This window comes from Deinococcus aerius (assembly GCF_002897375.1).
Lineage (GTDB): Bacteria > Deinococcota > Deinococci > Deinococcales > Deinococcaceae > Deinococcus > Deinococcus aerius.
Genome location: NZ_BFAG01000001.1, coordinates 435,728 through 458,127 on the forward strand (window position 1 = coordinate 435,728; position 22,400 = coordinate 458,127).

A 22,400-nucleotide genomic window follows, 5' to 3' on the forward strand; every position below is an offset into this window, starting at 1 on the left:
GCTCCCGGAAAGCCCCTCAGGCGGAGGCGGGCTGGGCGTTCCCCGGGGCCTCTTTTCCCTGGTCCGCCGGTCCGGCCGCGACGCCCAGCCACGTCCCCTGACGGACGAGCAGAATCTGGCCCTCGGGGCGGCGCAGGACCAGCAGGTCACCCAGGACGGCGCGGGCCTGTCCCGGCCAGGCGGCGACGAGGTCGCCCCGGTGGTCGAGCCGCAGGGTGAGGGAGCGGCCCAGGACGCGCAGGGTGAGGGGGTCATCGCCCAGGGCCAGGCTGACGAAGGACCCGTCCCCCGGCACCTCCACCCGGGTCAGGGGTTGCGGCTCGGGCAGTTCCTCGGGGATGAAGGCGGCGGCGTGCAGCCGTTCGTGCAGGCGCCGCGCCCGTTCGGGGCTCAGGCCCAGGACGGCGGCACTCGCCCGCAGCGCGGCGTCCGCCCCGGCGGGCGTGAGGCGCGCGAGCCGGGCGGTGAGCCCCTCGGCCCCCTTGCGGGCGAGGGCGAGCAGGGTCTCGTCGGGTGCCCCGGCGTACCGCTGCGCGCTCCCGGGTCCCAGGGCGCCGGCCTTTACCGCCCCGTCCCGCAGGAACTGCACGGCGGCGCGGGCCAGCCGCAGGTTCGCGTGGTGCTCGCCGGGGTCGAGCAGCAGCGCCACGACCCGCGCCCGCGCCGCCAGCCGCCCCAGCGCCTCGGGGGAGCGGGGCTCGGCCCGGAGGAGCAGGTGGGTCCCGCTCAGGGCGCCCCGCAGGGTCAGGTCCGGCGCCCTCAGCGTGAGGAGCCGCTCGGCGGGGGGGCGGTCCGGGCGCAGCAGGGCGAGCTGGCCGTTCACCTGAAGCTGCCAGTTCGGCCCGACCGGCTGCCAGCGCAGGTCCAGCCCCCGCCAGCGCGCGGCCTGCCCCCCCGCAAGGTGGATGACGAGTTCGCTTGCCCCGTCGTCGGGCGCGGGCAGCGCGGCCTCGGCGTGCTCGGCGTACAGGATGCTGCGGGTGGGCAGTAGCCCCAGGCCGGGGCCGGGCGCGTCCGCCAGCAGCTCGTCGAGGCCCTGCTGAAGCCGCCGGGCCGCCTCGCGGATCGCCGGGCGCTCGCGGGGATCACGGGCCTGCGGCGAGGAGGCGCGCAGGGCCTCCACGAGCGCGGCCCGGGCCGCGGGGGCCAGCGGCTCGCGCTCGGCCGCCTCCAGTCGCGCGGCGAGCACGTCCTCGTCCGGGTGGCGCGGAAAGGGGGCCTCGTGAATGTCGGAGAGCGCGGTGCGCAGGCGCGAGCGGCCCTCCGCCGAGAGCAGCTCGTCCGCCAGGGTCAGCATCAGGTCGCGCGTCACCTCCGGCTGGTGCAGGGAGACCAGCGGGTCGTGCGCGGCGGGCACCGCGAGCCGCTCGGCGACGCCGCGCGCCTCCCGGCCAGCGTTCTCGACCACGGCGTACAGCGTGCGGAGCATGGGGCGTTCCGGCTCGGCCTGGAGGGCGCGGCCCAGGTGCAGCAGCCGCGTCCGCAGCCCGGCGTACCAGGCCAGTTGCCGCAGCTCCTCCCAGGCCTGGGCCTCGGCGGCGCCGCCGGTCACCGGGGGGGTCCAGCTCGGGCGGGCGCCCTCGGGAGCGGGTGGGCGGGGAACCGCGGGCGGGGGCGTCTCCGGCGCACTCCCGCCCCTCAGGTGGGCGCGGTACTGCCGCTCGCTCGCCAGCAGGCGGTGGTAGAGGGCCGGTTCCAGGGGCGCGGAATGCAGCACCTCGCGCAGATCGGCCAGGGACCGGCGGCCCCCCCGCGGCACCCGGCCCCCCACCACGTCCGCGACCTTGTACTCGTACAGCTCCACGAGTTCGGCCCAGTGGGTCATGCGGGCTCCGGGCATCCCCGCGGGCGGCTCCGGGAAGGTCCCGGCCCAAGGGGAGAGGAGAAAAGACAGGCTCCACAGCATAAAGAGCTTTGCGGCGCTCTCGCGGGAGGTCCTTCGTTTCGCGGGGGCCGTCTCACCCGGTCAGTATAGGCGCGCGGCCCCCGCCTCCCGCCCCCGGTTTTCTCACGGCGGGGGCCGTGTAAGGCGCCCGACAGGGGGGCCAGGTATAACAGAGGAGCATGCCTGCCCGCCCCGCTCCGCCCCGGTCCCGCCTGCCCCTTCCCGGCGGGGGCCGTCCGTGACCGCCTCCCCGAACCTGCTCCTGAACGCCCTGCTCCTCGCGGGCCTGTTCGTGGTGGGGCTGCTGCTCACCGTGCGCGCGGGCGAGCGGGCCCTGCGGCTCGCCGTCACGCTGCTCGCGCTGGGGCTCGCGGTGCCCCTCACCGTGCTGGCCGTGCAGAGCGGAAACCTGGGCCGCGCGCAGGGCGTCCTCGTGGTGGCGGCGGTGTTGCTGGGGAGCGCGCCCTTCACCCTGGGGGCGCTCCCGCTGCCGGGCACGGGCCGCTCGGTGCGGGTGGGCCGGGCCGGTCCCCCGCCGTCCTCCCGCCCCACCTCGGCCGGGGCCACCGTGCCCGACCTGCACTTCCAGGACTACGAGGTGCTGGGCCGCGTGGGGGTCGGCGGCATGGGCAGCGTGTACCGGGCGCGCCGGAAAAGCGACGGGCGGATCGTGGCCCTCAAGGTGCCGCAGGAGAAGTACCTCGCCGACGCCAAGTTCGTCCGGCGCTTCTACCGCGAGGCGGAGGTGCTGCGCCGTTTTAGCCACCCCAACATCGTGCGGGTGTACGACTACCGCATGGAGGACCCCGAACACTACATCGCCATGGAGTTCCTCGACGGCGAGAGCCTGGAGGCGCTGCTGGAGGCCCGCCCCCTGGAGTTTCCCGAGAGTACCCAGCTCCTGCGGGCGCTCGCCGACGCGCTGCGGCACATCCACATGCAGAACGTCGTTCACCGCGACATCAAGCCCGCCAACGTCATGGTGATGAAGGGGGCCTTTGTGGAGGGCAAGCTGCGCGACGGCGGCGTCAAGCTGATGGACTTCGGCATCGCGGTGGGCAAGGTGCTGACCCGGCTGACCATGACGGGCGCGCGGGTGGGCACGCCGATCTACATGGCCCCCGAGCAGGCCAAGGGCCACCGGGTGGACGCGCGCAGCGACGTGTACTCGCTGGGCCTCCTCGCCTACGAGATGGTGACCGGCCAGACCGCCTTCAAGGGGAGCTACGAGGCGGTCGTCCACCAGCAGGTCTTCGAGACGCCCAAGCCGCCCAAACAGGTCCGGCTGGAGGTGCCCGGCAAGCTCAGCGACCTGATCCTGCACATGATCGAGAAAGACCCCGCGGGCCGCCCCACCCTGGACGAGGTGATCGCCCGCCTGGACGCCGGGGTCCTGGGCGACGACGTGTTCACCGACCCCGTCGCCCTGGCGATGAGCGTGGGCGAGAAGCGCGGCGCCCTGCGGCTGCTCGACCTGGGGGGCAAGCTGCGCCTCAGCCTGCGCGACCTCTCGGCCACTGAGGGCGGGCTGCCCAGCCCCCCGAACGCCCTGGCCTCGGACGCGGAGGGGAACCTGTACCTGACCCTGCTGGAGTTCCGCCAGGGCCGCGCCGGGGCGCTCGTGCGCAAGCTCGCCCCGGATGGCCGCGAGCTCGCCGCGTTCGGCGGCTACGGCCTGGGCGAGGGTGACCTGCTGCAACCCGTGGGCGTCGCGGTGTCGCGCGGTCACGTCTACGTCCTCGACGCCGAGGCGCACCACGTCGTCGTGTACGACACCGCGGGCCGCTTCGTGCGGCGCTTCGGCGGGCGCGGGCCGGGCCTGGGCCGCTTCGAGGGGCCGCGTGCCCTCGTGGCCGCCCCCAACGGTGAAATTTACGTCCTGGACAGTGGCAACCGCGAGGTGCAGCGCTTTTCCGCCCAGGGCGAGTACCTCAGCCGCTACGCCTTCCGGGTGGACCGCGGCGGCGAGGCGCTGCGCGACCTGGAAGGCCTGGCGGTGGATATGTTCGGCGCCGTCTACATCGTGGACGGGGTGGCCCGCAAGGTCCGCAAGATCGAGGCGGACGGCACGCCGGGCTCGACCTTCGCCCTGGAAACGCTGGTGGGCGAGCCGGAGGGTGCCCCCTGGCTCCTCCAGGTCAGCGCCGAGGGGCAGGTCTACGCGGTGCGGCAGGGCGGCCAGGTGCTGCGGACGTACAGCCCCGCCGGGGACCTCCTCGCCTCGCGCGACATGTACGCGCCCGTTCAGGCGATGACGCTGATCGCGCGCCCCGTCCCGGTCGGAGCGTAACCCGTGTCCCGCCTGCCCACCCTGACCCTCTACACCCGCTCCGGCTGCCACCTGTGCGAGCAGGCGGAGGAGGGGCTGCGGGCGCTGGAGTACCGCTACGAGGCGGTGGACGTGGACGGCGACCCGGCGCTGAAAGCCCAGTATGGCGACGACGTTCCCGTGCTGACCCTCGGTGAGCGGGTGCTGCTCAAGGGCGTGCTGAGCAAGGGGCGCCTGAGTACGCTCAAGCTGCACCTCCTGCGCGAGGCCGGAGCAGGACGGGGCTGACCTTCCTCGCCCCCACCTGGGCGCTATGGTGGGGGTATGAGTTGGCTAGAGCGCCTGCGGGACGGGCTGAGCAAGACCCGCAAGCAGATCAATGACACGGCCGGGAATCTCGGCCAGGACCTCCGCAACACCCTCACGAATCGCCTGGACTCCATCGAGGACCTGGAGTACGCCCTGATCGCCGCCGACGTGGGCCGCGCCGCCACCGAGGAAATCCTGGAGGACGTGCGCGCGAGCAACAAGCCCAACCTCCAGGAAGCCCTGATGGAGGCCCTCACCCTGCAACTCGAGCCCGACGCCCGCCGCGCGCAGTTTCGCAAGTTGGGCTTCGCCCCCGACGCGCGCCGGGCCGTGGTGGACCCCCGGGGCCACGTCGTCATGGTGATCGGTGTGAACGGGGTGGGGAAGACCACCACCATCGCCAAGCTGGGCCAGTACTACATGGAGCGGGGCCGCAGCGTCATGTTCGCCGCCGGGGACACCTTCCGCGCGGCGGCGGGCGCGCAGCTCGGCGTGTGGGGCGAGCGGCTGGGCGTGCCCGTCGTGCAGGGCCCCGAGGGGGGTGACCCCGCCGCCGTCGCCTTCGACGCCGCGACCGCCCGCGCCTCCCGCGGCACCGACCTGCTCTTCGTAGACACCGCCGGGCGCCTCCACACCAAGCACAACCTGATGGAGGAGCTGAAAAAGGTCCGCCGCGTGATCGACAAGGCCGACCCCGGCGAGCCCAGCGAGGTGTGGCTGGTCCTCGACGCCGTGACCGGGCAGAACGGCCTCGCCCAGGCCAAGAAGTTCCACGAGGCCACCCCCCTGACCGGTGTGATCGTCACCAAGCTTGACGGCACGGCCAAGGGTGGCATCCTGGTGCCCATCGTCCGCGAACTGGGCGTGCCCATCAAGTTCATCGGCGTGGGCGAGCGGGCCGACGACCTGCAACCCTTCGACAGCCAGGACTTCGTCCGGGCGCTGTTCGACGTGGAGATTCCGAAGGCCTAATTTCCAAGCGTAGTTATTCCTGCCACTGGGTGCTGAGATCGCTGTCAAAAGCGTGCACCACATGAGGGGGGTTAACTTCCACCACTGACTCACGTACCCAGGGACTCCCCATTTCTCCCATAAAGAGGCCCACAACGGCGGACGAGCCATACAAATAGCGTTCTCTTGCTTTCAGAAGGACGCGGTGAATCAGTTGCCTCATGCGCGCCTGATCCACATCAAAAGTTGAGAAGTCCTCGTTCCACCCCTGAATAAGAACTTTTTCAGTCGTTTTAAACGCCTCAATAGCATAGAGGTGAAAGGTCCAATCCGCAGGAGACCACTTTGATCCTTTGGATCTTGTCCATGCCGATGTTGCATTTGCCGTAGGAACCAAGTAGTTAAGTTCACCGGATGTGTACAAGCCAACAGCGTACAAATCGGTGTAATTTACCTGTTGAAGAAGTCGCCTTAAGAAAGTCTCCACGGCTTCGCTTAGAGCCACTTCCAACGCCTCGTACGGTATAGGCATTCGCATATGCTATGCGACCAGTAGGCAAACCCACAGAAAAGGGCGACTCCCTCGCCGAGCCGCCCCTTCCCGTTCCGCGCTGATTACCCCCCCAGATAGGCGTGCAGCACCCGCTCGTCGTTCACCAGCCGGGCGCTCTCCCCGCTGAGGGTGAGTTGCCCCGCCTCCAGCACGTAGGTCCGGTGGCTCGACTGCATGGCGAGGCGGGCGTTCTGCTCGACGAGGAGGATGGTCACGCCCTGCTCGTTCAACTCCCGGATGATGGCGAAAATCTCCCGGACGATAATGGGCGCGAGGCCAAGTGAGGGCTCGTCGAGGAGTAGCAACCGGGGGCGGCTCATGAGGGCGCGGGCGATGGCGAGCATCTGCTGTTCGCCGCCGGAGAGGGTGCCCGCGAGCTGGTGGCGGCGCTCGCCCAGGCGGGGGAAGCGTTCGTACATCCGGGCGATGTCGGCCTGAATGAAGACCCGGTCGCGCCGCGTGTACGCCCCCAACTCCAGGTTGTCCTGGACGCTCTGCCGCGCCAGCACCTGCCGCCCCTCGGGACTCTGCGCGATGCCGAGGCGGACAGCTTCATCGGGCGCCACGCGGGTGATGTCCCGCCCGGCGAAGAGGATGCGTCCTTCTCTGGGGCGGACAAGCCGCGAGACCGCCCGCAGCGTCGTCGTCTTGCCCGCGCCGTTTGCGCCGATCAGGGTGACGACCTCGCCCTCCTCCACGGTCAGGGTCAGGCCGCGCACTGCCTGAATTGCCCCGTAGTTCACGCTCAGGTTCTCGATCTCCAGCAGCGCCATTATTCGCCCCCCAGGTAGGCCTCGATCACCCTCGGGTCGCGCTGGACCGTCGCCGGATCGCCCACCGCGATGAGTTGCCCGAAGTTCAGCACCGCCACCCGGTCGCACAGGTTCATCACCAGGGGGACGTGATGTTCGATCACGAGCACGGTCAGGTCGAAGCGGTCGCGCACCTCGCGGATAAAGGCCGTCAGCCCGCCCTTCTCAGCGGTGTTCATGCCCGCCGCGGGCTCGTCGAGGAGCAGCACGCGCGGCTCGGTCGCCAGGGCGCGGGCGATCTCCAGCCGCCGCTGGTCGCCGTAGCTGAAGTTTCCGGCACTTTCCCCGGCCCGGTCTGCCAGACCAACCAGGTCGAGGAGGGCCCACGCGCGTTCCTCCACCCGCCGCTCCTCGGCGCGGGCGGTGCCGAACACGCCCGCCCACAGCCCCGCCCCGGTGCGGACGTGCTGCGCGATCTTCACGTTCTCCAGCGCGGAGAGGTTGCGGAACAGCCGGATATTTTGAAAGGTGCGGCTCATCCCCAGCGCGGCGATGCGGTGCGGGGCGAGGCCAGTCACCGTCTGCCCCCGGTAGCTCAGCGTCCCGCTGCTCGGCGGCGTCAGGCCCGTCATCAGGTTGAAGAGCGTCGTCTTGCCCGCCCCGTTCGGCCCGATCAGCCCGAAGATTTCCCCCTCCCGCACATCGAAGCTCACGTCGTTCACGGCGACGAGGCCGCCGAAGCGCCGGGTCAGGCCGCGCGCCTCCAGCACGGTTGTTCTTTCGGTCGTCACCGCCGTCACGAGGTTCCTCCCTTCACCTCGGCCACGGAGGGAGGGCGTTGGGGCGGAGGCGTGCGGCGCAGTCTCTGGAGCGCTCCCACGATCCCCTGCGGCAGATACAGGCTCGCCACGACCAGCACCAGCCCGTTAATCACTAGTCGCCAGTCGGCCAGGAAGCGCAGCAGTTCGGGAATGGCCGTCAGCAGCGCCCCGCCCACCACCGGCCCCCAGATATTGCGCGAGCCGCCGATGAGGACGAAGGCGAGGATGGCGATGGAGGCGTCGAAGGTCCCCTGCTTGGCGTTCCAGGTGTTCAGGAAGGGCGCGCTCATCGCCCCCACGATGCCCGCCAGCACCGCACCAATTACGAAGGCGAGCACTTTGTAGCGCGTCGGCGGCACGCCCATCGCGTCGGCGGCGAGTTCGTCCTCGCGGATGGCGCGCAGGGCCCGGCCCACCCGCGACCGTTCGAGTTGCCGCGCGAACAGCAGCGTCAGAATTAGCAGCGGCCCGAAGAGCCAGATGTACTGCCAGCGGTCCTGAAAGCCGAACGCCTGGGGAATGCCGAAGATGCCGATGGCCCCGCCCGTGATGTCGAGGTTGAGGCTCACCACGCGCAGAATCTCGACGAACGCGATGGTGGCGAGCGCGAGGTAGATGCCGCGCAGACGCAGGGCGGGCACGCCGACGATCACGCCCAGCACACCGCAGACGAGCGCCGCCGCCAGCCAGGTCAGCGGGAACAGGCCATTGCCCAACGAATCGCGCAGGCCCGAGAAGGCCGGATTCGTCAGCATAATCGCCGAGACGTACCCGCCCACCGCATAGAACCCCGGGCTGGCGAGGCTCAGTTGCCCGGCCTGAAGCGGGAAGTACAGGCTCAGGCCCAGCAGCCCCGCCTGCACCATCGTGACGATCAGGAAGCCGTACTGGCTCAGAAACTCGCCCACGGTTACACCTTCTGAATCTGGGCGCGGCCCAAGAGCCCCTGCGGGCGCACGAGGAGAATGACGAACAGCAGCGCGAACGCGACGGCGTCCTTGTACGCGCTGTACTGCGAGGGGACGAAGGCTTCCGCCAGCCCGATGACGAGGCCGCCGACCACTGCACCGGGAATGCTGCCCAATCCTCCCAGCACGATGACGGCGAGCCCCTTGAGCCCATACGTCACCCCGAAGTACGGCCCCGCCACGCCGAACGCCGTGCCCACCAGTGTCCCCGCCAGCCCGCCCAGGAAGCCCGACAGGAAGAAGGTGATCAGAATGAAGCGGTCCACGCTGATGCCCAGCAGGCTCGCCGTGCCCGGATTCTCTGCCACCGCCCGCAGCGCCTTGCCCACCTTCGTCCGCCCGATCACGTACCCCAGCACGGCCAGCATGACGAGGCTCACCGCAAAGATGATGACCTGCACGGTGCGGATAATCACGACCTTCTCGCCCACTTGAAAGCTCAGCGCCGGTTGCACCTGCCCGTAGGCGTCCGAGGGGAAGTTGTAGATTTCCGCCCCCACCAGGAGCTGAATCAGGTTCACGATGACGAGCGCCACCCCCAGGCTGCTCACCAGCGCGAGGAGGGGATCGGCCCCCCGCGCCCGCATGGGCCGGAAGGCGAGGCGTTCGATGAGCACGGCGATAAGCCCCGCGATCACCGCCCCCACCAGCGTCGCCAGCGCGAAGACCCACGGATTCCCCGAGAGCGGCGACCCATTCGGAAAGAGGTTAATCCCCTTGAGCAGCCCGTTGTTCTCGAACTGCCCCACAACCAGCGTGTACGTGAAATACGCGCCCAGGGTAAACACGGCCCCGTGCGCGAAGTTGATGATGCCCAGGATGGAAAAGACGAGCGTGTACCCCAGCGCGAAGATCGCGTACACGCTCCCGATGGCGAGGCCGTTGAGCAGGTTCTGAATGAGTTGACTGGCTTCCATGTGGTCTCCAACAAAGTCTTCAGCCGCCAGCTTTCAGCTCTTGTTCTGCTGACCGCTGACGGCTGACCGCTGACCGCTTACTTCAGGTACACGAACGAGCCGTTCTTGGCGTCCTTCATCTTGATCTGCGCGACGTAGAACTCCTTCTGGATGATCTCGCCGTCCTTGTCGAAGCGCAGCTCGCCCAGCGGCGTGTTGTACTTCCCGGCCAGAATCTGCTTGTTCAGCTCCACCCGCAGGTCGTCCAGGTCCCACTGCGAGAGCTTCTTGCGGCGGTCGATGGCCCGCAGCGCGTCGACCATCACCTGCACACCCGCGTAGGCCTGGGCGGCGAACTGGGGCGGGTCTTTCTTGTACTGGGCGCGGTATTCCTTCACGAAGAGCTGGTTGGCGGCGCTGGGCTGCGCGGGGCTGTACGCCTGCGCGATGATCACGCCGTCGCAGTACTTCTGGCACACCGGGAAGATGTTGGAGGTGTTCAGGCCGTTGCCGCCGATGATCAGGCCCTTATACCCCAGTTGCCGGAGCTGCTTGACGAGGTTCCCGCCGTCCGCCGCCAGCCCCGACACGATCACGAGGTCGGCGCCCGAGTTCAGCACCGAGGTGACCTGGGTGGTGAAGTCGGTGTCGGTCGTCTGGAACTTCTGCACCGTCACCACGTCGAGGCCCTGGGCCTTGGCCGTCTCCTGGAAAGTGCCCGTCTCAGAGGTCGAGAAGGCGTCGTTCTGCGCGTACAGCACGGCGACCTTCTTGATCTTGGGGTCGAGCTTGAGCGCCTGCTTGACGGCGTTGGGCGCGACGACCGCGACGGGCGCCGACACGCGGGCGATGAACTGCCCGATCTGCGGAATGCCCTTGGCCGTGTTGCTCGGCCCCAGGACCGGCACCTTCGCCCGCTCGGCGATGGGGTCGGCGGCAAAGGCCTGCTGCGAGAGCGTTGGCCCCACGATGCCCACCACCGCCGACTTCGTGATCAGGTTCTGGAAGGCGTTGATCGCGCTGTTCTCGTCGCCCGCCGCGTCCTGAAAGACCAGCTTGATGGGCGTGCCGTTGATCCCGCCGCGCCCGTTGATGAACTTCTCGGCCAGCCGGGCACCGATCACCTGCTCCTGCCCCAGCAGGGCGGTGTTGCTCGTCTGCGCGAGCGCCACGCCGATGGGGATGGGCACCTGAACCTTCTGCGCCTGGGCAGAAGCGAGTACACCGAGGGCCACGGTCAAAGCGATACGTTTCATGGGTACTCCTCTGCTGAGCGGGCGAACCGCTCGTGAGACTGGATTGAAGGTCCGTTCACTATCCGGTGAGGCCGGGGGGAAGTCAAGCGGGAATCCACCCAAAAAAGCACCGGGCCACCCCAGTGCTTCCTCGGCTCCTCGTTTTGCCCGGCCCCTTGGGCGGTGCTTACTTCAGCAGGTTGCGGCTGATCACCACGCGCTGAATCTCGTTCGTGCCCTCGTAAATCTGGTTGAGCTTCACGTCGCGCAGCAGCTTCTCGACCGGGTACTCGCCCACGTAGCCGTACCCGCCGTGAACCTGAATCGCCTCGTTCGCGGCGCCAAAGGCCATCTCGGAGCAGTACGCCTTGGCGATGGCGCTCTCGTACCCGTGGGTCTGGCCCCGGTCCACCAGCCAGGCGGCCTTCATGTACATCAGGCGGCCCGTCTCGATGCCCATCGCCATCTCGGCGAGCTTGAACTGAATGGCCTGGAAGTTGGAGATGGGCCTCCCGAACGCCTCCCGCTCCTTGGCGTACTTCACGCTCTCGTCCAGCGCGCGGCGGGCGATGCCGACCGACCCGGCAGCGACGGGAATGCGGGTCTTGTCGAGCGTCTTCATGGCAATCTTGAAACCGTCGCCCAGGCCGCCGAGCTGATTCTCCCGCGGCACCCGCACGTTCTCGAACACGAGTTCGGAGGTGAGGCTGGCCCGCTGCCCCATCTTGTGCTTGATCTTGTTCCACGAGAAGCCGGGCGCGTCCTTGGGCACCACGAGCGCGACCGTCGCCTTGTGCCCACCCTGACGGTCGGTGGTGGCGAAGACGACCGTGATGTCCGCCACACCGCCGTTGCTGATCCACATCTTCGTGCCGTTGATGACCCACTCGTCGCCGTCAAGGACTGCGGTGGTGTGCATCGCGGCGGCGTCCGAGCCGTTGTTGGGCTCGGAGAGGGCGAAGGCGGCCAGGCTCGGCTTCTCGGTCAGTGGCCCCAGGAAGCGCTTCTGCTGCTCCTCGGTGCCGCCGACCAGGATCGGCGTGATGCCGAGTTCGGAGGCCATCAGGATCGTGTAGATGCCCATGCAGCCGTACCCGATCTCCTCGCCGATCAGGCACTCGTCGAGCATCCCCAGGCCCAGGCCGCCCGCGTGTTCGGGGATGGAGGCGTTGAGGAGGCCGACCTCAAAGGCCTTTTCGACCACCTGCCAGGGCAACTCTTCCTTCTGGTCGTACTCGGCGGCGATGGGGATGATCTCGCGGCGGGTGAAGTCGCGGGCGAGTTGCTGAAGCTGCTTCTGCTCGTCGGTGAGGGTGAAGTCGATCATGCGGACACTCCTGGAAGGGGGCGGCGCCGTGCTGGGCCGGGCCGGGAACAACGGGTCTCTGAACTCGGTTCAATTTAACATGCACGGGAATTCCCCCGCCTGCTGTTCCTCCCTCCGGGACGCCCCCGGCGGCAGGATCGCACTACTCTGCGTCCATGTCCGCCGACCCCCGCCTCACGCTGCGCCCGGTCCAGCCCGGGGACGCGGCGGCGCTGGCGCACGTGGCCTACGAGACGGCGTTCTTCGGGGAGAGTGCCGAGCGGTTCTTTCCGTGCCGCCCGCTGTTCGCCGCGCTCTGGGTCGCGCCGTACTTCCAGGATGGGAGCGGCAGCGTGGGCTTCGTCGCCCTGCGCGGGGAGGAGGTCCTGGGGTACATCCTGGGGAGCGTGGACCCGGGCCGCTACGCCCTGGCCCTGACCGCGCAGGTTCCGGGGCTCCTGGGGCAGTGGCTGCGGGGACAACTCCCGGGCGCGTGGCCCTCGCTGGCCTACCTGCTGCGCTCGGCGCTCTACCGGGTGCCGCACCCCCCCGCCGACCGTTACCCGGCCCACCTGCACCTCAACCTGCTCGCGTCCGCGCGGGGACTGGGGGCGGGTGGGGCTCTCCTCGACGCCTTCCTGGCCGAGCTGCGCGCCCGGCGGGTTCCCGGCGTCCAGCTCTCGACCACCCGCCGCAACGTGGCCGCCGTCGAGCTCTACACCCGGCGCGGCTTCCGGGAGTGGGCGGCGCGGCGCACACGGCTCTGGACGCCCTGGACCGGGCAGCCGGAGGAACAGGTCACGATGGCCCTCAATCTCGGCGGGGAAACGGCATGACGCCTGCCCGCTCCAGACCAGGGCCACCGCACAGTCGCCAGGTGGGCACCGCCGCGTATAACCCCTCTGCGAGTCGCCGGGAAGGCAACCGCCTCGGGTTCTTGACGAGCCAAGGTTGTGCCTGGTTCCCCTCTCAGTGGGGCTGAGGGATTGACCAGGACGAGCCCGCCAAAACCGCACGTTGCGGTGGCCCTGCACTCCAGACAGTGGCACCGCGACCCCACGCATGGAAGGCCTATCATCCCGGGATGAGCCAGCAAGCGCCCCCGCGCCCCGACATACCCAGATTCTTCTACGGCTGGGTCGTGGTGGGCGTGACCGTCCTGGCCCTGCTGCTGGCGGCTGGAGCCCGCAGCGCCCCTGGGGTGTTCCTGGTTCCCATGCAGGAGGCGCTGAGCCTGAGCCGCGGCACTCTCTCGCTCTCGGTCAGCCTGGGGCTGCTCGTCTTCGGGCTCAGCGCCCCGCTGTCGGGCCGCCTGATGGACCGCTTCGGGCCGCGCCGGGTGGCGACCGCCGGGCTGGCCCTCGTCGCCCTCAGCTTTTTCCTGAGTACCCTGGCGCACTCGGCCCTGAGCCTGCACCTGACCTGGGGCCTGCTGAGCGGGCTGGGCACCGGTCTGGTCGGCAGCGTCCTGGGCGCGACGGTGGCAACCCGCTGGTTCGTGCGGCAACGCGGTCTGGTCACCGGGCTCTTTGGGGCGGCGACGAGCGCGGGGCAACTGCTGTTCATCCCCCTGCTGACAGGCTGGGCCGGGGCGCGCGGCTGGACGGGCGGCGCCCTGCTGATCGCGGTAGCGGCGGCCCTGCTGGTCCCCCTGGTGTGGTGGTGGCTGCGCGACAGCCCGGCGCAGGTGGGGCTCAGGCCGGATGGGGACGCGCCCACGCAGGACCTGCCCGTGACCGCCGCGCCCCCACCCGACCCCCTCGCCATGCGGCGGGCGGTGCGGCACCGCGACTTCTGGCTGCTGGTGATCACCTTCTTCGTCTGCGGGGCGACGAGCAACGGCCTAGTCGGCACCCACTTCATGCGTTCTGCGGCGACCTGGGGCTCACGCCGGGCTTCGCCGCTGGGATGCTCGCCGTAATGGGCGTCTTCAACTTTGTCGGGACGCTCGCCAGCGGGTACTTCACGGACCGGGCCGACCCGCGCTTTCTGCTGGGGCTGTACTACGCCTTCCGGGGGGTCAGCCTGGCGCTCCTCCCCTTCGTGCCGCCGGGCTACAGCCTGACGCTGTTTGCCGTGCTGTTCGGCCTGGACTACATCGCCACGGTGCCGCCCACCATCGCGCTGACGGCGGACACCTTCGGGCGGGCCAACGTGGGCACGGTCTACGGCTGGATTTTCTGCTCGCATCAGGTGGGGGCCGCACTCGCCTCCTGGCTGGGTGGGGTCAGCCGGGACGCCCTGGGCAGCTACAGCGCGGCGATGATCGCGGCGGCCATTCTGGCGGGGGCGGCGGCGGTGCTGGCGCTGGGGGTCACGGCGCCTGCCCGGCGGGCTCAGCCCACGTCGTAGGTCTAGGGTTTACAGCACGTCCTCCGCGCTCCCCCGCTTCCTGAGGTTGTTCTGCGTCTTGCGCCAGCGCAGTGCCTTCACGATGGCGGGGGCGGCGGCGTTCAGGTTCAGGTCGTAGGCGGGATACCACACGCGCTGCTCGGAGAACTTCAGCTTCATCTTGAAGACCCCGAAGGAGTGCTTGTCCTCGTCCAACCTGCGGGGAATGCCCCAGAAGTCGAAGAGGGTGTAGCCCCGCCGTTTGGCGTCGAGCATCGCGTTCCAGTAGAAGGCGTCGGGGGCCTTGGCGTCCTTGTAGGGCGTGCCGTCGGCGTGGGTGCGTTCGTCGCGCACACTGCCGCCGAAGAGGTAGTACGTGCCCGTACCCATCGCCAGGAAAAAGCCCCCGGCGAGCGCCTTGCCCTCATACCGCGACAGCACGATGTACGCCTCGCCGCCGTGGGCATTGCCCTCCCGCAGCATCGTCTCGTAGTAGGCGCGGGGAAAGGCGCCGAGCTTGGCCCGCTCGTTCGTAGCGGTAAAGATCTCCCAGAACGCCTCGAAGTCGTCGTCCCGGCCCGCCACCACGCCCAGCTTCTGCGCGGCGCGCACGTTGCGGCGGGCCATGGAGTGCAGGCCGGAGAAGAGTTCGTCTTCGGAACGGGTGAGGTCCGCGAGGATCGTGTGTTCGGGCTGCTCGCTCTCGGCGCGGCGGAAGGGGCCGTACTCGCCGGGAACAGGCACGCTGTCGTCCGCCGGAATGGGGGAGGGGGGCTCGATCTTGAGCAGGGCGTCGGTGGGCCGGGCCACCTTCCGCACCGCCTCCGCCACCGCCGGGAGCAGGTCGAGCGACTCCAGCGCCGGGCCGCGCGGGGCGTAGAGGGTGGAAAAGCCGGGCACCAGCCGCTTGCGCAGCAGTTGCAGCGCCCCGACCGTCTTCCCATTCCTCTGAATCAGAAATCGAACGGGGACCTGACCCAGCACGCGCCTGGCCTCGCCGTAGCCCCAGCCCTGCAGGGCGCTGGTGATCGGGAGCGAACGCACCGCGTCGTCGTACACGCGGGCGTCGGTGGTGGGCACGAGGGTCAGGCGCATCGGGGGGGATTGTAGCAGGGGTGGGGGAAGCTGCCGGGGGCGGGCCAGCCTGCCCGGCGCGGCATCCACCCGTCTGTCAGCCGACAGTTCACCCACCCACCGGGACGCTACAGTGAATGGATGAAACAGAGCCTTCTGACGCTCGCGCTTCTCCTTGGCGGCGCGGCCTTTGCCCAGACCACGCCCGCCCCCGCCCCCACGGCGCCCGCTCAGACAGCTCCGGCCCAAACAGCTCCAGCCCAGACTGCCCCGGCACAGACGGCTCCGGCCACGACGACGCCTGCCCCGGCTCCCGCCAATGCCCAGGCCATCGTGGCCCGGGTGGGGGGCGAGAGCTACACGCTGGCGGACTACGAGCGGGCCTTCCGCATCGCGGTGGCGCGGGTGCTGAACTCGCAGGGGGTGCCGTACTCGCCCGACATGCTCGCCGAGTTCGCGGGCGCCCGCGCCGACTACCTGACCCAGTTCGCCCGCGACCGCGCCGTCTACCAGCTCGCCCGCCGCAGCACGTCGGTGCCCGCCGCACAGATCGACGCGCAGCTCGCCGATGCCCACAAGGGCTTTTCCAGCGACGCGGAGTTCGCCCAGGCGCTTCAGGCGACGGGCTACGAGAACGAGGCCGACCTGCGCGCCGACCTGGAGCGCCAGGCGGTCGTGCAGGCCTACTTGGACAACGTCAAGAAGCGCTTTACCTTTGGCGACGCGCTCGTGCAGAGCTTTTACAACCTCAACCGCTCGTCTTTTACCCGCCCGGCCCAGGCCTGCGTGAAGCACATCCTGGTGGGGACCCAGGCCGAGGGCCAGACGGTGCTGCGCGACGTGCAGGGCGGGGCGGACTTTGCCAAGATCGCCCAGGAGAAGAGCCAGGATCCCGGCAGCGCCCAGGAGGGCGGCGACCTGGGCTGCATCGCCCCCGGCGACACGGTCGAGGCCTTCGACAGGGCGGCCTTCGGCGGCCCCCTGAACCAGGCGCAGCTCGTGCAGACCGAGTACGGCTGGCACGTGCTGGTCGTGACGCAGCGCAATGAGGCGGGCCTGACCCCCCTCACGGAGGCCGCCCCCCTGATCCGCGAGCAGCTCGCCCGCGACGCCGCCCAGAAGTACCTCGACGCCCAGGTCGCCCGCCTGAACGTTGCGACGGACAAGAACCTGGTCGCGGCCCCGGCGGGCAGGTAAGGACAAAGAGGCTCGGACAGGGGGAGGGGCGAAGGGGCCGCTCCCCCTGTCTATTTACCCGGCTACGTCCCCCGCCTCGCCCGGCGCAGGCCCACAAGGAGGGCCGCCGAGCCGAGCGGGATGAGTGAGCGCGTCTGTCCACCCAATAGCCCTGCCCGCAGGCCCCCCACCGCGAGCCACCGCGCCAGCCTCACCCGTTCGGCGGGGATGGATAGGGGCGCGCGGTCGCATTGGCTCCGCACGATTTCCGGCGCCGTCAAGGCGCCCGCCAGCCCCAGGGCGGCGAGGGTCAGCGCGTCCGCCGCAAGGCTTCGCCCGCGCCCCACCCCCCCCGAAGGCAGCAGGCCCGCGGCCCCCACGAGCCCCGCCGCCCCGGCTGGCGCCCGAAAGGGGTCCGCCCGGGAGGCCGAGAGGGCCAGGGCCACTCCGGGGACGAGGGCCCCCACCCGCTCGCCCCGCCGGGCCGCCAGGGCCGCCTGCCCGGCGAGGGCGATCAGGTCGGGAAGCGTGGGCCGCTGCCCCACGGTTGCCGCCAGGACACGCAGGCCGCTGAGCACCGCGAGCCCGGCCAGCGGGTCGGGCGGCCCACCCGGCAGGGCGACGAGGGCCGCGACCGGAAGCGCCGCGTTCGCCGTTCCGGGGTGGTCGGGGTCGAGTTCCCGCGCCGTGGCCCAGGCCAGGAAGGCGGCCCCTCCCACCTCCAAGGCCTCCCGCCAGGACCGGCCCAGGAGCCGGGCGCCGAGCGTAGCCACCACGAATCCACCCGCGGCGAGGCGGTTCGACGGCAGCGAGGGCACCAGCGGGCGGGCCAGCGCTGAGGCAGCGGGGGAGGGGCGCGTCATGGTGTCACGGTCTTTACAGCAGGGGCCGGGGACGCCGGGCGGTCAGGACCGCGCCGACCAGCACCAGGGCCGCGGCGAGGGCCACCCCGATCACCACCGCCGTCACGTCCGGCCGGGCGACGTAGACGCCGTAAAAGGCCCAGAGCAGCACCGCCGCGAAGGCGTAGTCCCGAAAGCGCGCCAGGAAGAACACCCCGAGCAGCGCGGCGATCACGACCAGAAGTGCCGACCAGGCCGGGCCGCCCAGCCCCAGCAGGCCCGCCGTCACTCCCCGGCTCACCAGGAACGCGGTGATGTTGGCGATCGTCGCCACGCTGATCCAGCCCAGGTAGAGGCTGACCGGCAGGCCCAGGGTCAGCCCCTCGGCGCCCAGCGGCCTCATGCCGCGCACCCGCAGATACAGCACGGTCAGGCTTGCCAGCAGCGCCAGCATGATGACGACGCTGGTGCCGTAGTTCAGGCTCTGGAAGGCCAGCAGCCACGCGACGTTCAGGACGTTCGCCAGCAGGAAGGGCCAGGCCAGCCGGTCGTGCCGCGGGCCGCGCTGGGGGGGCAACGCCTGGTACACCGCGAACACCAGCAGGCCCAGGAAGATCGGCCCCCACACCGCGAAGGTCAGCCCGGCGGGGGTGAAGGCGTTGGGGAGGCTGTCACTGACCTCCTTGTTGCTGTTGCCGAAGAGCGGCAGCGCGTTGCTGAGGTAGTTCATCACCAGCGTCACGGCGGTGGCGACGAGCAGGATGATCTGGCGCCGAATTCCAGTCATACCCCCAGTATGAATCCCGCCCCACCGTCCGGCTGTCGCAAGGGTGACCGTCTGCGGGCGCTCAGGTCGTGTAGTCCGCGTTGATGCTCACGTACTCGGCGCTCAGGTCGCAGCCCCAGGCCTCGCCCGCCGCGACGCCCACACCCAGGTCGATCTCGAAGACGACTTCCTGGGCCCGCATGCTCTCGCTCACCGCCGCCGCGTCGTAGGGGAGGGGCCTCCCCGCAAAGACCGGGTGGCCCTGCACGGTCACGGTCATCCGCTCCAGGTCCACCGCCGCCCCGCTGCGGCCCACCGCCATGATGATCCGGCCCCAGTTGGGGTCATTGCCGTGGACCGCACTCTTCAGGAGGGGGCTGACGCAGCAGGTGCGGGCGGCGGTCAGGGCCTCGGCCTCCGTTCGCGCACCGCCCACCCGCACGGTGAGCAGCTTGGTTGCCCCCTCGCCGTCCGCTGCAATCATCCGGGCGAGGTCGCGCATCACGCCTTCCAATGCCGTCAAGAACTCGGCGGGGTCTACATCCCCCGCGAGCCCATTGGCCAGCACCACGGCCATGTCGTTCGTGCTCGTGTCGCCGTCCACCGTGACGGCGTTGAAGGTCCGGGCCACGATGGCGGGAAAGGCCGCCCGCAACACCTCCCCGTCCACCCGCGCGTCGGTGAAGGCGAAGGCGAACATCGTCGCCATGTCGGGGTGGATCATGCCGCTGCCCTTGGCCGTGCCCACGATGCGGGCGCCCGTGCTCAGGGCCACTTCCGCCAGCTTGGGCCGCGTGTCGGTCGTCATGATCGCCGCCGCGAAGGGGGCCGCGCCCGTGCCCAGTTCCTCCGGCAGGTGCTCCACGCCGCTCAGCACCCGGTCCATGGGCAGCGGGTGGCCGATGATGCCCGTGCTGGCGGTCAGCACCGCGTCCGGGTCCACGTTCAGCACGCTGCCCAGCGCGTCGGCCATCTCCGCGTTGTCGCGCACCCCCCGCGCCCCGGTCGCCGCGTTGGCGTTCCCGGCATTCACGAGGAGCGCCCGCACCGGCCTACCCTCGCGGTACAGCTCGCGGTTGCGCGTCACGCAGGCCGCCGCCGTGGTGCTGCGGGTGCCCGCGTAGGCCCAGGTGCAGTCGGCCTCGCTCACCACACACGAGAGGTCCGCCCTGCCGCTGGGCTTGATGCCCGCGCTCATCGCCGCCGCCCGGAAACCCTGGGGAAAGGTGGGACCCGGCCCGTTCACTCCCATCTCGGTCATGGGCGCATGGTAGCGGGAGAGCGGGCAGGCGGGAGTTCCCGGGAGTTCTCCCGCACATTCCTCACCGGGCGTTCACGGGCCGTCAGGGGCCGGGCGGGTAGGGTGAGAGCAATGAAGAATGTTCTGTTCACCCTCCTGGCGGCGGGTCTGCTCTCCGGCGCCGCCCTGGCCGCCCCCATCAAGCTTCAGACCATTCCCGTGACGCTCGAACCCAGCGCCCGGCTGCTGACCCTGAACGACGCGGGCATCGCCAAGGCCTTCCCGTCGGCGGCGGGCCGCCCGGACGCGGTGTTCCTGACCGAGGACCGCAAGGTCAGCGTGGCGTTCGAGTGGCGCGACGCCCGGCTGACGCCCGCGCAGGTGCCTGACCTCGTGACGCAGTTCCCGGCGGTGATCCGCGCCCAGGTGCCCAACATCAAGACCCTGCGGGCGAGCACCGTGCAGATCGGGGGCCAGCCGTGGGCGCAGTTTGTGTTCACCACTCCTGGACAGGGTGACGACCTGCGCCGCGAACTGCTCATGACGAGTGCCCAGGGCCGCCTCCTGGTGGTCACCATCGCCGGGAACGTGAAGGACTACAGCCGCAACGAGACGTTGATCCGCGGCCTGACGAACAGCGTGCGCGTGGGCTGAGGGCAGGCGGGGCGGCGGCCGGGGGACTCTTTCCCTCTGGCCGCCGCCCTTTCGTCGCCGGGAGAATGTGACCTGTAATAGGTCTGTTTGACCGGCGCCGCTACAATAGACCGCGTGCAGGAATTTCGTGAGACGCAGGCTATCGCTCGGCGCCGTGTGCTGGCGCGGCGCGGTGGCGTGCAGAGCGAGGCGGGCGAGTGGCGCGGCCTCCCGGTGTTCGTGAAAACCCTGCTGACGGGCGACCCCGAGGCCGCCCTGCGCTTTGACCACGAGGGGCGAATCGCGGGCAGCCTGACCCACCCGTTGATCGTGCCGCTGCTGGCCCGCAGCCCCAATCAACTGATCTTCCCCTTTGTGGAGGGCGGCACCCTGCGGGAACGGGTGGAAGGCGGTCCCCTGCCGCTCCCCGAGGCGCTGGAGGTCGCCTGCGGGGTGCTGGAGGCGGCCGAGTACCTGCACGCGCAGGGGGTCACCCACCACGACCTGAAGCCCGAGAACGTGCTGCTGGTGAAGGGCCGTGAGCGCAGCGAGTGCGTGCGGCTCATCGACTTCGGCATGAGCCACTCGCGCGCCCTGCCCCTGGACGTGCATGACGGCACCCGCATGGGCACCCCGCACTTCATGGCCCCCGAGCAGTTCCGCGGCGTGCGCGGCGACCCCCGCAGCGACCTGTACTCCGCCGCGGTGCTGCTTTTCGACTGCCTGTGCGGCTTTCCCCCCTACGAGGACGCCCTGGGCTGGCTCGTCGGGCTGCGCGGGGACCGCGCCCCGCTCCCCGGCCCGCCCGCCCTGCACCCCATCCTCTGCGCGGCCCTGAGCCGCGACCCGGAAGACCGCCCCGCCAGCGCCGCCGAGATGCGCGCGGCCCTGATGGAGGTGGCGCGGGAACTGGAGTGCCGTTGCCCCTGATCGCCTTCAGCGGGAACCGCTTCCTGGCCGAGGAGGCCCTGCGCGAAACCCTCGCCGCCCGGGGGCTCAGCGTCCGCGACCTGCCCCGGCTGGCGGGCGAGGACGTGACCGCCGAGGCCGCCGCGTCGCTCCTCGCCCCCAGCCTCTTCGGGGACGGGGGCCTGATCGTGGACCTCGCCGGGGTCAAGCCCGACAAGGCGCTCCTCGACCTCCTCGCGTCCGCCCCCGTCACGGTCGCGGTCCTCGACGAGTCGCCCCCCGCCACCCGTGTCAAGCTCTACGAGGGCCGCGGGGAACACGTCACCTCGCCCGCCCCCCAGAAGACGGGCGACGTGGCGGGCTGGGTGGGCCAGCGCGCCAGGAAGCTGGGCCTGAAGCTCGACCGCGACGCTGCCCTCTACCTCGCGGAGGTCTTCGGCCCCGACCTGACGGGGATCGCCGGGGAGCTAAACAAGCTCGAACTGCTCGACCCGCCCCTCACCGCCGACCTCGTGCGGCGGGTGGTGGGCCGCGAGCCGCCCGGGGATTCCTTCGCCATGCTGGGGGCGGCGACCACCGGGAAGCCCGGCGAGGCCGTCACCCAGCTCCGCCGCCTGCTCGCCAGCGGCGAGGACCCCTTCAAGCTGATGGGCGCGGTCGTGTGGCAGTACAGCCTCGTCGCCCGCTGCGTGGCCCTGACCCAGGAGGAGGGGCGCGTGACGGAGGGGGTCGCCGCCCAGCGCCTCGGCGTCAAGCCCTATCCCGCCAAAAAGGCCCTGGAGGTCGCCCGCCGCCTGAACGAGGCGAAGATCCGCGCCCACCTGGCCCGCATCCTCGACGCCGACCTCGCCATGAAGCGGGGGCTGGACCCGGGGGCGACGCTCGAACGCCTGATCGTGCAGCTCAGCGTGTAGGGCCGTTTCGCCCCCCGCCGTTGGTTAGGATGGCGGGCATGGCGACCCTCTACACGGTTCTCCTCACCCTGCACAACCTCACGCGCTGGCTGGTGCTGCTGGCGGGCGTGTGGGCGCTGCTGCGGGCCTTTCGGGGCGTGGGCGGCGCGCGGGCCTTCACCCCCACCGACCAACGCGCCGTCACGCTCTTCATGAGCAGCCTGCACCTCCAGGTCGTGCTGGGGCTGCTGCTCTTCGGCTTCCTGGGCTCGCAGGGGGCGCGGGCCTTCGCGGAGGGCCGCCCCAGCTTCCAGTGGGAACATGTGGGGCTGGGGATTGTCGCCGCCGTCCTCGCCACCCTGGGGAACCGGTTCACCAAGCGCGCCGAGAGCAACCAGGCGAAGTTCCGCGCGGCGAGCCTCTGGACGGTCCTCAGCCTGCTCGCCGTGCTGCTGGCGATTCCCTGGTGGCGCCCGCTGCTGCGGCTGTTCGCGTAGGAGCGGTCAGCTATCAGCCGTCAGCAGAAGAAGAAAGGGACGCCCCAGCGCAAGCCGGGGTGTTTCTCTTTCTGATCGCTGACGGCTGACCGCT

Annotated in this window: 23 protein-coding genes; 11 read left to right on the plus strand and 12 right to left on the minus strand. The window is 70.4% G+C overall.

Going from position 1 to position 22,400, the window contains the following annotated elements; genetic code table 11:
* Positions 1-16 precede the first annotated feature (16 nt).
* A complete protein-coding gene (locus tag DAERI_RS01985) occupies positions 17-1,825 on the minus strand; it encodes a hypothetical protein (RefSeq protein WP_103127782.1) in 1,809 nt (602 codons plus the stop codon).
* A gap of 298 nt (positions 1,826-2,123) precedes the next feature.
* On the opposite strand from DAERI_RS01985, the gene DAERI_RS01990 reads away from it, so the two are divergent.
* From DAERI_RS01990 to ftsY, 3 genes are read left to right on the plus strand one after another with little or no spacing between them, the layout of a single operon-like run.
* Positions 2,124-4,175, plus strand: coding sequence for a protein kinase domain-containing protein (locus tag DAERI_RS01990; RefSeq protein ID WP_103127783.1), 2,052 nt, complete (start codon positions 2,124-2,126; stop codon positions 4,173-4,175).
* A gap of 3 nt (positions 4,176-4,178) precedes the next feature.
* Entirely contained in the window at positions 4,179-4,442 is a 264-nt protein-coding gene (locus DAERI_RS01995) for a glutaredoxin family protein (RefSeq protein WP_103127784.1), read from the plus strand.
* Positions 4,443-4,478: 36 nt separating this feature from the next.
* Positions 4,479-5,435 (plus strand): signal recognition particle-docking protein FtsY, encoded by a 957-nt coding sequence (ftsY, locus tag DAERI_RS02000; RefSeq protein WP_103127785.1) that lies wholly within the window; start codon positions 4,479-4,481, stop codon positions 5,433-5,435.
* Between the two features lie 13 nt (positions 5,436-5,448).
* On the opposite strand, the gene DAERI_RS02005 is transcribed toward ftsY, so the two are convergent.
* The 7 genes from DAERI_RS02005 to DAERI_RS02035 all read right to left on the minus strand — a co-directional run bounded on the left by DAERI_RS02005 (position 5,449) and on the right by DAERI_RS02035 (position 11,966).
* Positions 5,449-5,946 (minus strand): DUF4303 domain-containing protein, encoded by a 498-nt coding sequence (locus tag DAERI_RS02005; protein WP_165794033.1) that lies wholly within the window; start codon positions 5,944-5,946, stop codon positions 5,449-5,451.
* An 83-nt stretch (positions 5,947-6,029) separates the two neighbouring features.
* Positions 6,030-6,740 carry an ABC transporter ATP-binding protein gene (locus DAERI_RS02010; RefSeq protein WP_103127787.1) on the minus strand — a complete coding sequence of 237 codons (711 nt, stop codon included), beginning with the start codon at positions 6,738-6,740 and terminating at the stop codon, positions 6,030-6,032.
* A complete protein-coding gene (locus tag DAERI_RS02015; RefSeq protein ID WP_103127788.1) occupies positions 6,740-7,519 on the minus strand; it encodes an ABC transporter ATP-binding protein in 780 nt (259 codons plus the stop codon). The genes DAERI_RS02010 and DAERI_RS02015 overlap by 1 nt, the downstream gene beginning before the upstream one ends.
* Positions 7,516-8,448 carry a branched-chain amino acid ABC transporter permease gene (locus DAERI_RS02020; RefSeq protein WP_103127789.1) on the minus strand — a complete coding sequence of 311 codons (933 nt, stop codon included), beginning with the start codon at positions 8,446-8,448 and terminating at the stop codon, positions 7,516-7,518. Before DAERI_RS02020 ends, DAERI_RS02015 begins: the two co-directional genes overlap by 4 nt.
* A gap of 2 nt (positions 8,449-8,450) precedes the next feature.
* A complete protein-coding gene (locus DAERI_RS02025) occupies positions 8,451-9,425 on the minus strand; it encodes a branched-chain amino acid ABC transporter permease (protein WP_103127790.1) in 975 nt (324 codons plus the stop codon).
* 77 nt (positions 9,426-9,502) lie between these two features.
* Positions 9,503-10,660, minus strand: coding sequence for an ABC transporter substrate-binding protein (locus DAERI_RS02030; protein ID WP_103127791.1), 1,158 nt, complete (start codon positions 10,658-10,660; stop codon positions 9,503-9,505).
* Positions 10,661-10,826: 166 nt separating this feature from the next.
* On the minus strand, positions 10,827-11,966 hold the full coding sequence (locus DAERI_RS02035; protein ID WP_103127792.1) for an acyl-CoA dehydrogenase family protein: 1,140 nt from the start codon (positions 11,964-11,966) through the stop codon (positions 10,827-10,829).
* 155 nt (positions 11,967-12,121) lie between these two features.
* Between DAERI_RS02035 and DAERI_RS02040 the strand changes: the two genes are divergently transcribed.
* The 3 genes from DAERI_RS02040 to DAERI_RS22675 all read left to right on the plus strand — a co-directional run bounded on the left by DAERI_RS02040 (position 12,122) and on the right by DAERI_RS22675 (position 14,297).
* A complete protein-coding gene (locus DAERI_RS02040; protein ID WP_103127793.1) occupies positions 12,122-12,781 on the plus strand; it encodes a GNAT family N-acetyltransferase in 660 nt (219 codons plus the stop codon).
* 248 nt (positions 12,782-13,029) lie between these two features.
* Positions 13,030-13,866, plus strand: coding sequence for an MFS transporter (locus DAERI_RS02045; protein ID WP_235610183.1), 837 nt, complete (start codon positions 13,030-13,032; stop codon positions 13,864-13,866).
* The gene (locus DAERI_RS22675; protein WP_235610185.1) at positions 13,866-14,297 is read left to right on the plus strand and encodes an MFS transporter; all 432 of its coding nucleotides are present in this window, start codon (positions 13,866-13,868) and stop codon (positions 14,295-14,297) included. Before DAERI_RS02045 ends, DAERI_RS22675 begins: the two co-directional genes overlap by 1 nt.
* A 9-nt stretch (positions 14,298-14,306) precedes the next feature.
* Here DAERI_RS22675 and DAERI_RS02050 read toward each other — a convergent pair whose 3' ends face one another.
* The gene (locus tag DAERI_RS02050; RefSeq protein WP_103127794.1) at positions 14,307-15,371 is read right to left on the minus strand and encodes a lipid II:glycine glycyltransferase FemX; all 1,065 of its coding nucleotides are present in this window, start codon (positions 15,369-15,371) and stop codon (positions 14,307-14,309) included.
* A gap of 120 nt (positions 15,372-15,491) precedes the next feature.
* Here DAERI_RS02050 and DAERI_RS02055 point away from each other — a divergent pair, with 120 nt between their 5' ends.
* Positions 15,492-16,547 carry a peptidylprolyl isomerase gene (locus DAERI_RS02055; protein ID WP_103127795.1) on the plus strand — a complete coding sequence of 352 codons (1,056 nt, stop codon included), beginning with the start codon at positions 15,492-15,494 and terminating at the stop codon, positions 16,545-16,547.
* A gap of 62 nt (positions 16,548-16,609) precedes the next feature.
* Here DAERI_RS02055 and DAERI_RS02060 read toward each other — a convergent pair whose 3' ends face one another.
* The 3 genes from DAERI_RS02060 to argJ form a co-directional block, all read right to left on the minus strand.
* Positions 16,610-17,389: a hypothetical protein gene (locus tag DAERI_RS02060; RefSeq protein WP_103127796.1), complete on the minus strand. Its 780-nt coding sequence runs from the start codon at positions 17,387-17,389 to the stop codon at positions 16,610-16,612.
* Between the two features lie 13 nt (positions 17,390-17,402).
* A complete protein-coding gene (locus tag DAERI_RS02065) occupies positions 17,403-18,155 on the minus strand; it encodes a TspO-related membrane protein (protein WP_103127797.1) in 753 nt (250 codons plus the stop codon).
* Positions 18,156-18,216: 61 nt separating this feature from the next.
* Complete coding sequence (argJ, locus tag DAERI_RS02070) at positions 18,217-19,395, minus strand: bifunctional glutamate N-acetyltransferase/amino-acid acetyltransferase ArgJ (RefSeq protein WP_165794034.1); 1,179 nt, start codon at positions 19,393-19,395, stop codon at positions 18,217-18,219.
* A gap of 111 nt (positions 19,396-19,506) precedes the next feature.
* On the opposite strand from argJ, the gene DAERI_RS02075 reads away from it, so the two are divergent.
* The 4 genes from DAERI_RS02075 (at position 19,507) to DAERI_RS02090 (ending at position 22,306) form a co-directional block, all read left to right on the plus strand.
* Complete coding sequence (locus tag DAERI_RS02075) at positions 19,507-20,028, plus strand: hypothetical protein (protein ID WP_103127798.1); 522 nt, start codon at positions 19,507-19,509, stop codon at positions 20,026-20,028.
* Between the two features lie 114 nt (positions 20,029-20,142).
* Positions 20,143-20,937, plus strand: coding sequence for a serine/threonine-protein kinase (locus tag DAERI_RS02080; protein WP_235610187.1), 795 nt, complete (start codon positions 20,143-20,145; stop codon positions 20,935-20,937).
* The gene (gene holA / locus DAERI_RS02085; protein WP_103127799.1) at positions 20,928-21,830 is read left to right on the plus strand and encodes a DNA polymerase III subunit delta; all 903 of its coding nucleotides are present in this window, start codon (positions 20,928-20,930) and stop codon (positions 21,828-21,830) included. Before DAERI_RS02080 ends, holA begins: the two co-directional genes overlap by 10 nt.
* A 38-nt stretch (positions 21,831-21,868) precedes the next feature.
* Positions 21,869-22,306 (plus strand): hypothetical protein, encoded by a 438-nt coding sequence (locus tag DAERI_RS02090; RefSeq protein WP_103127800.1) that lies wholly within the window; start codon positions 21,869-21,871, stop codon positions 22,304-22,306.
* The last annotated feature ends 94 nt before the right edge of the window (positions 22,307-22,400 follow it).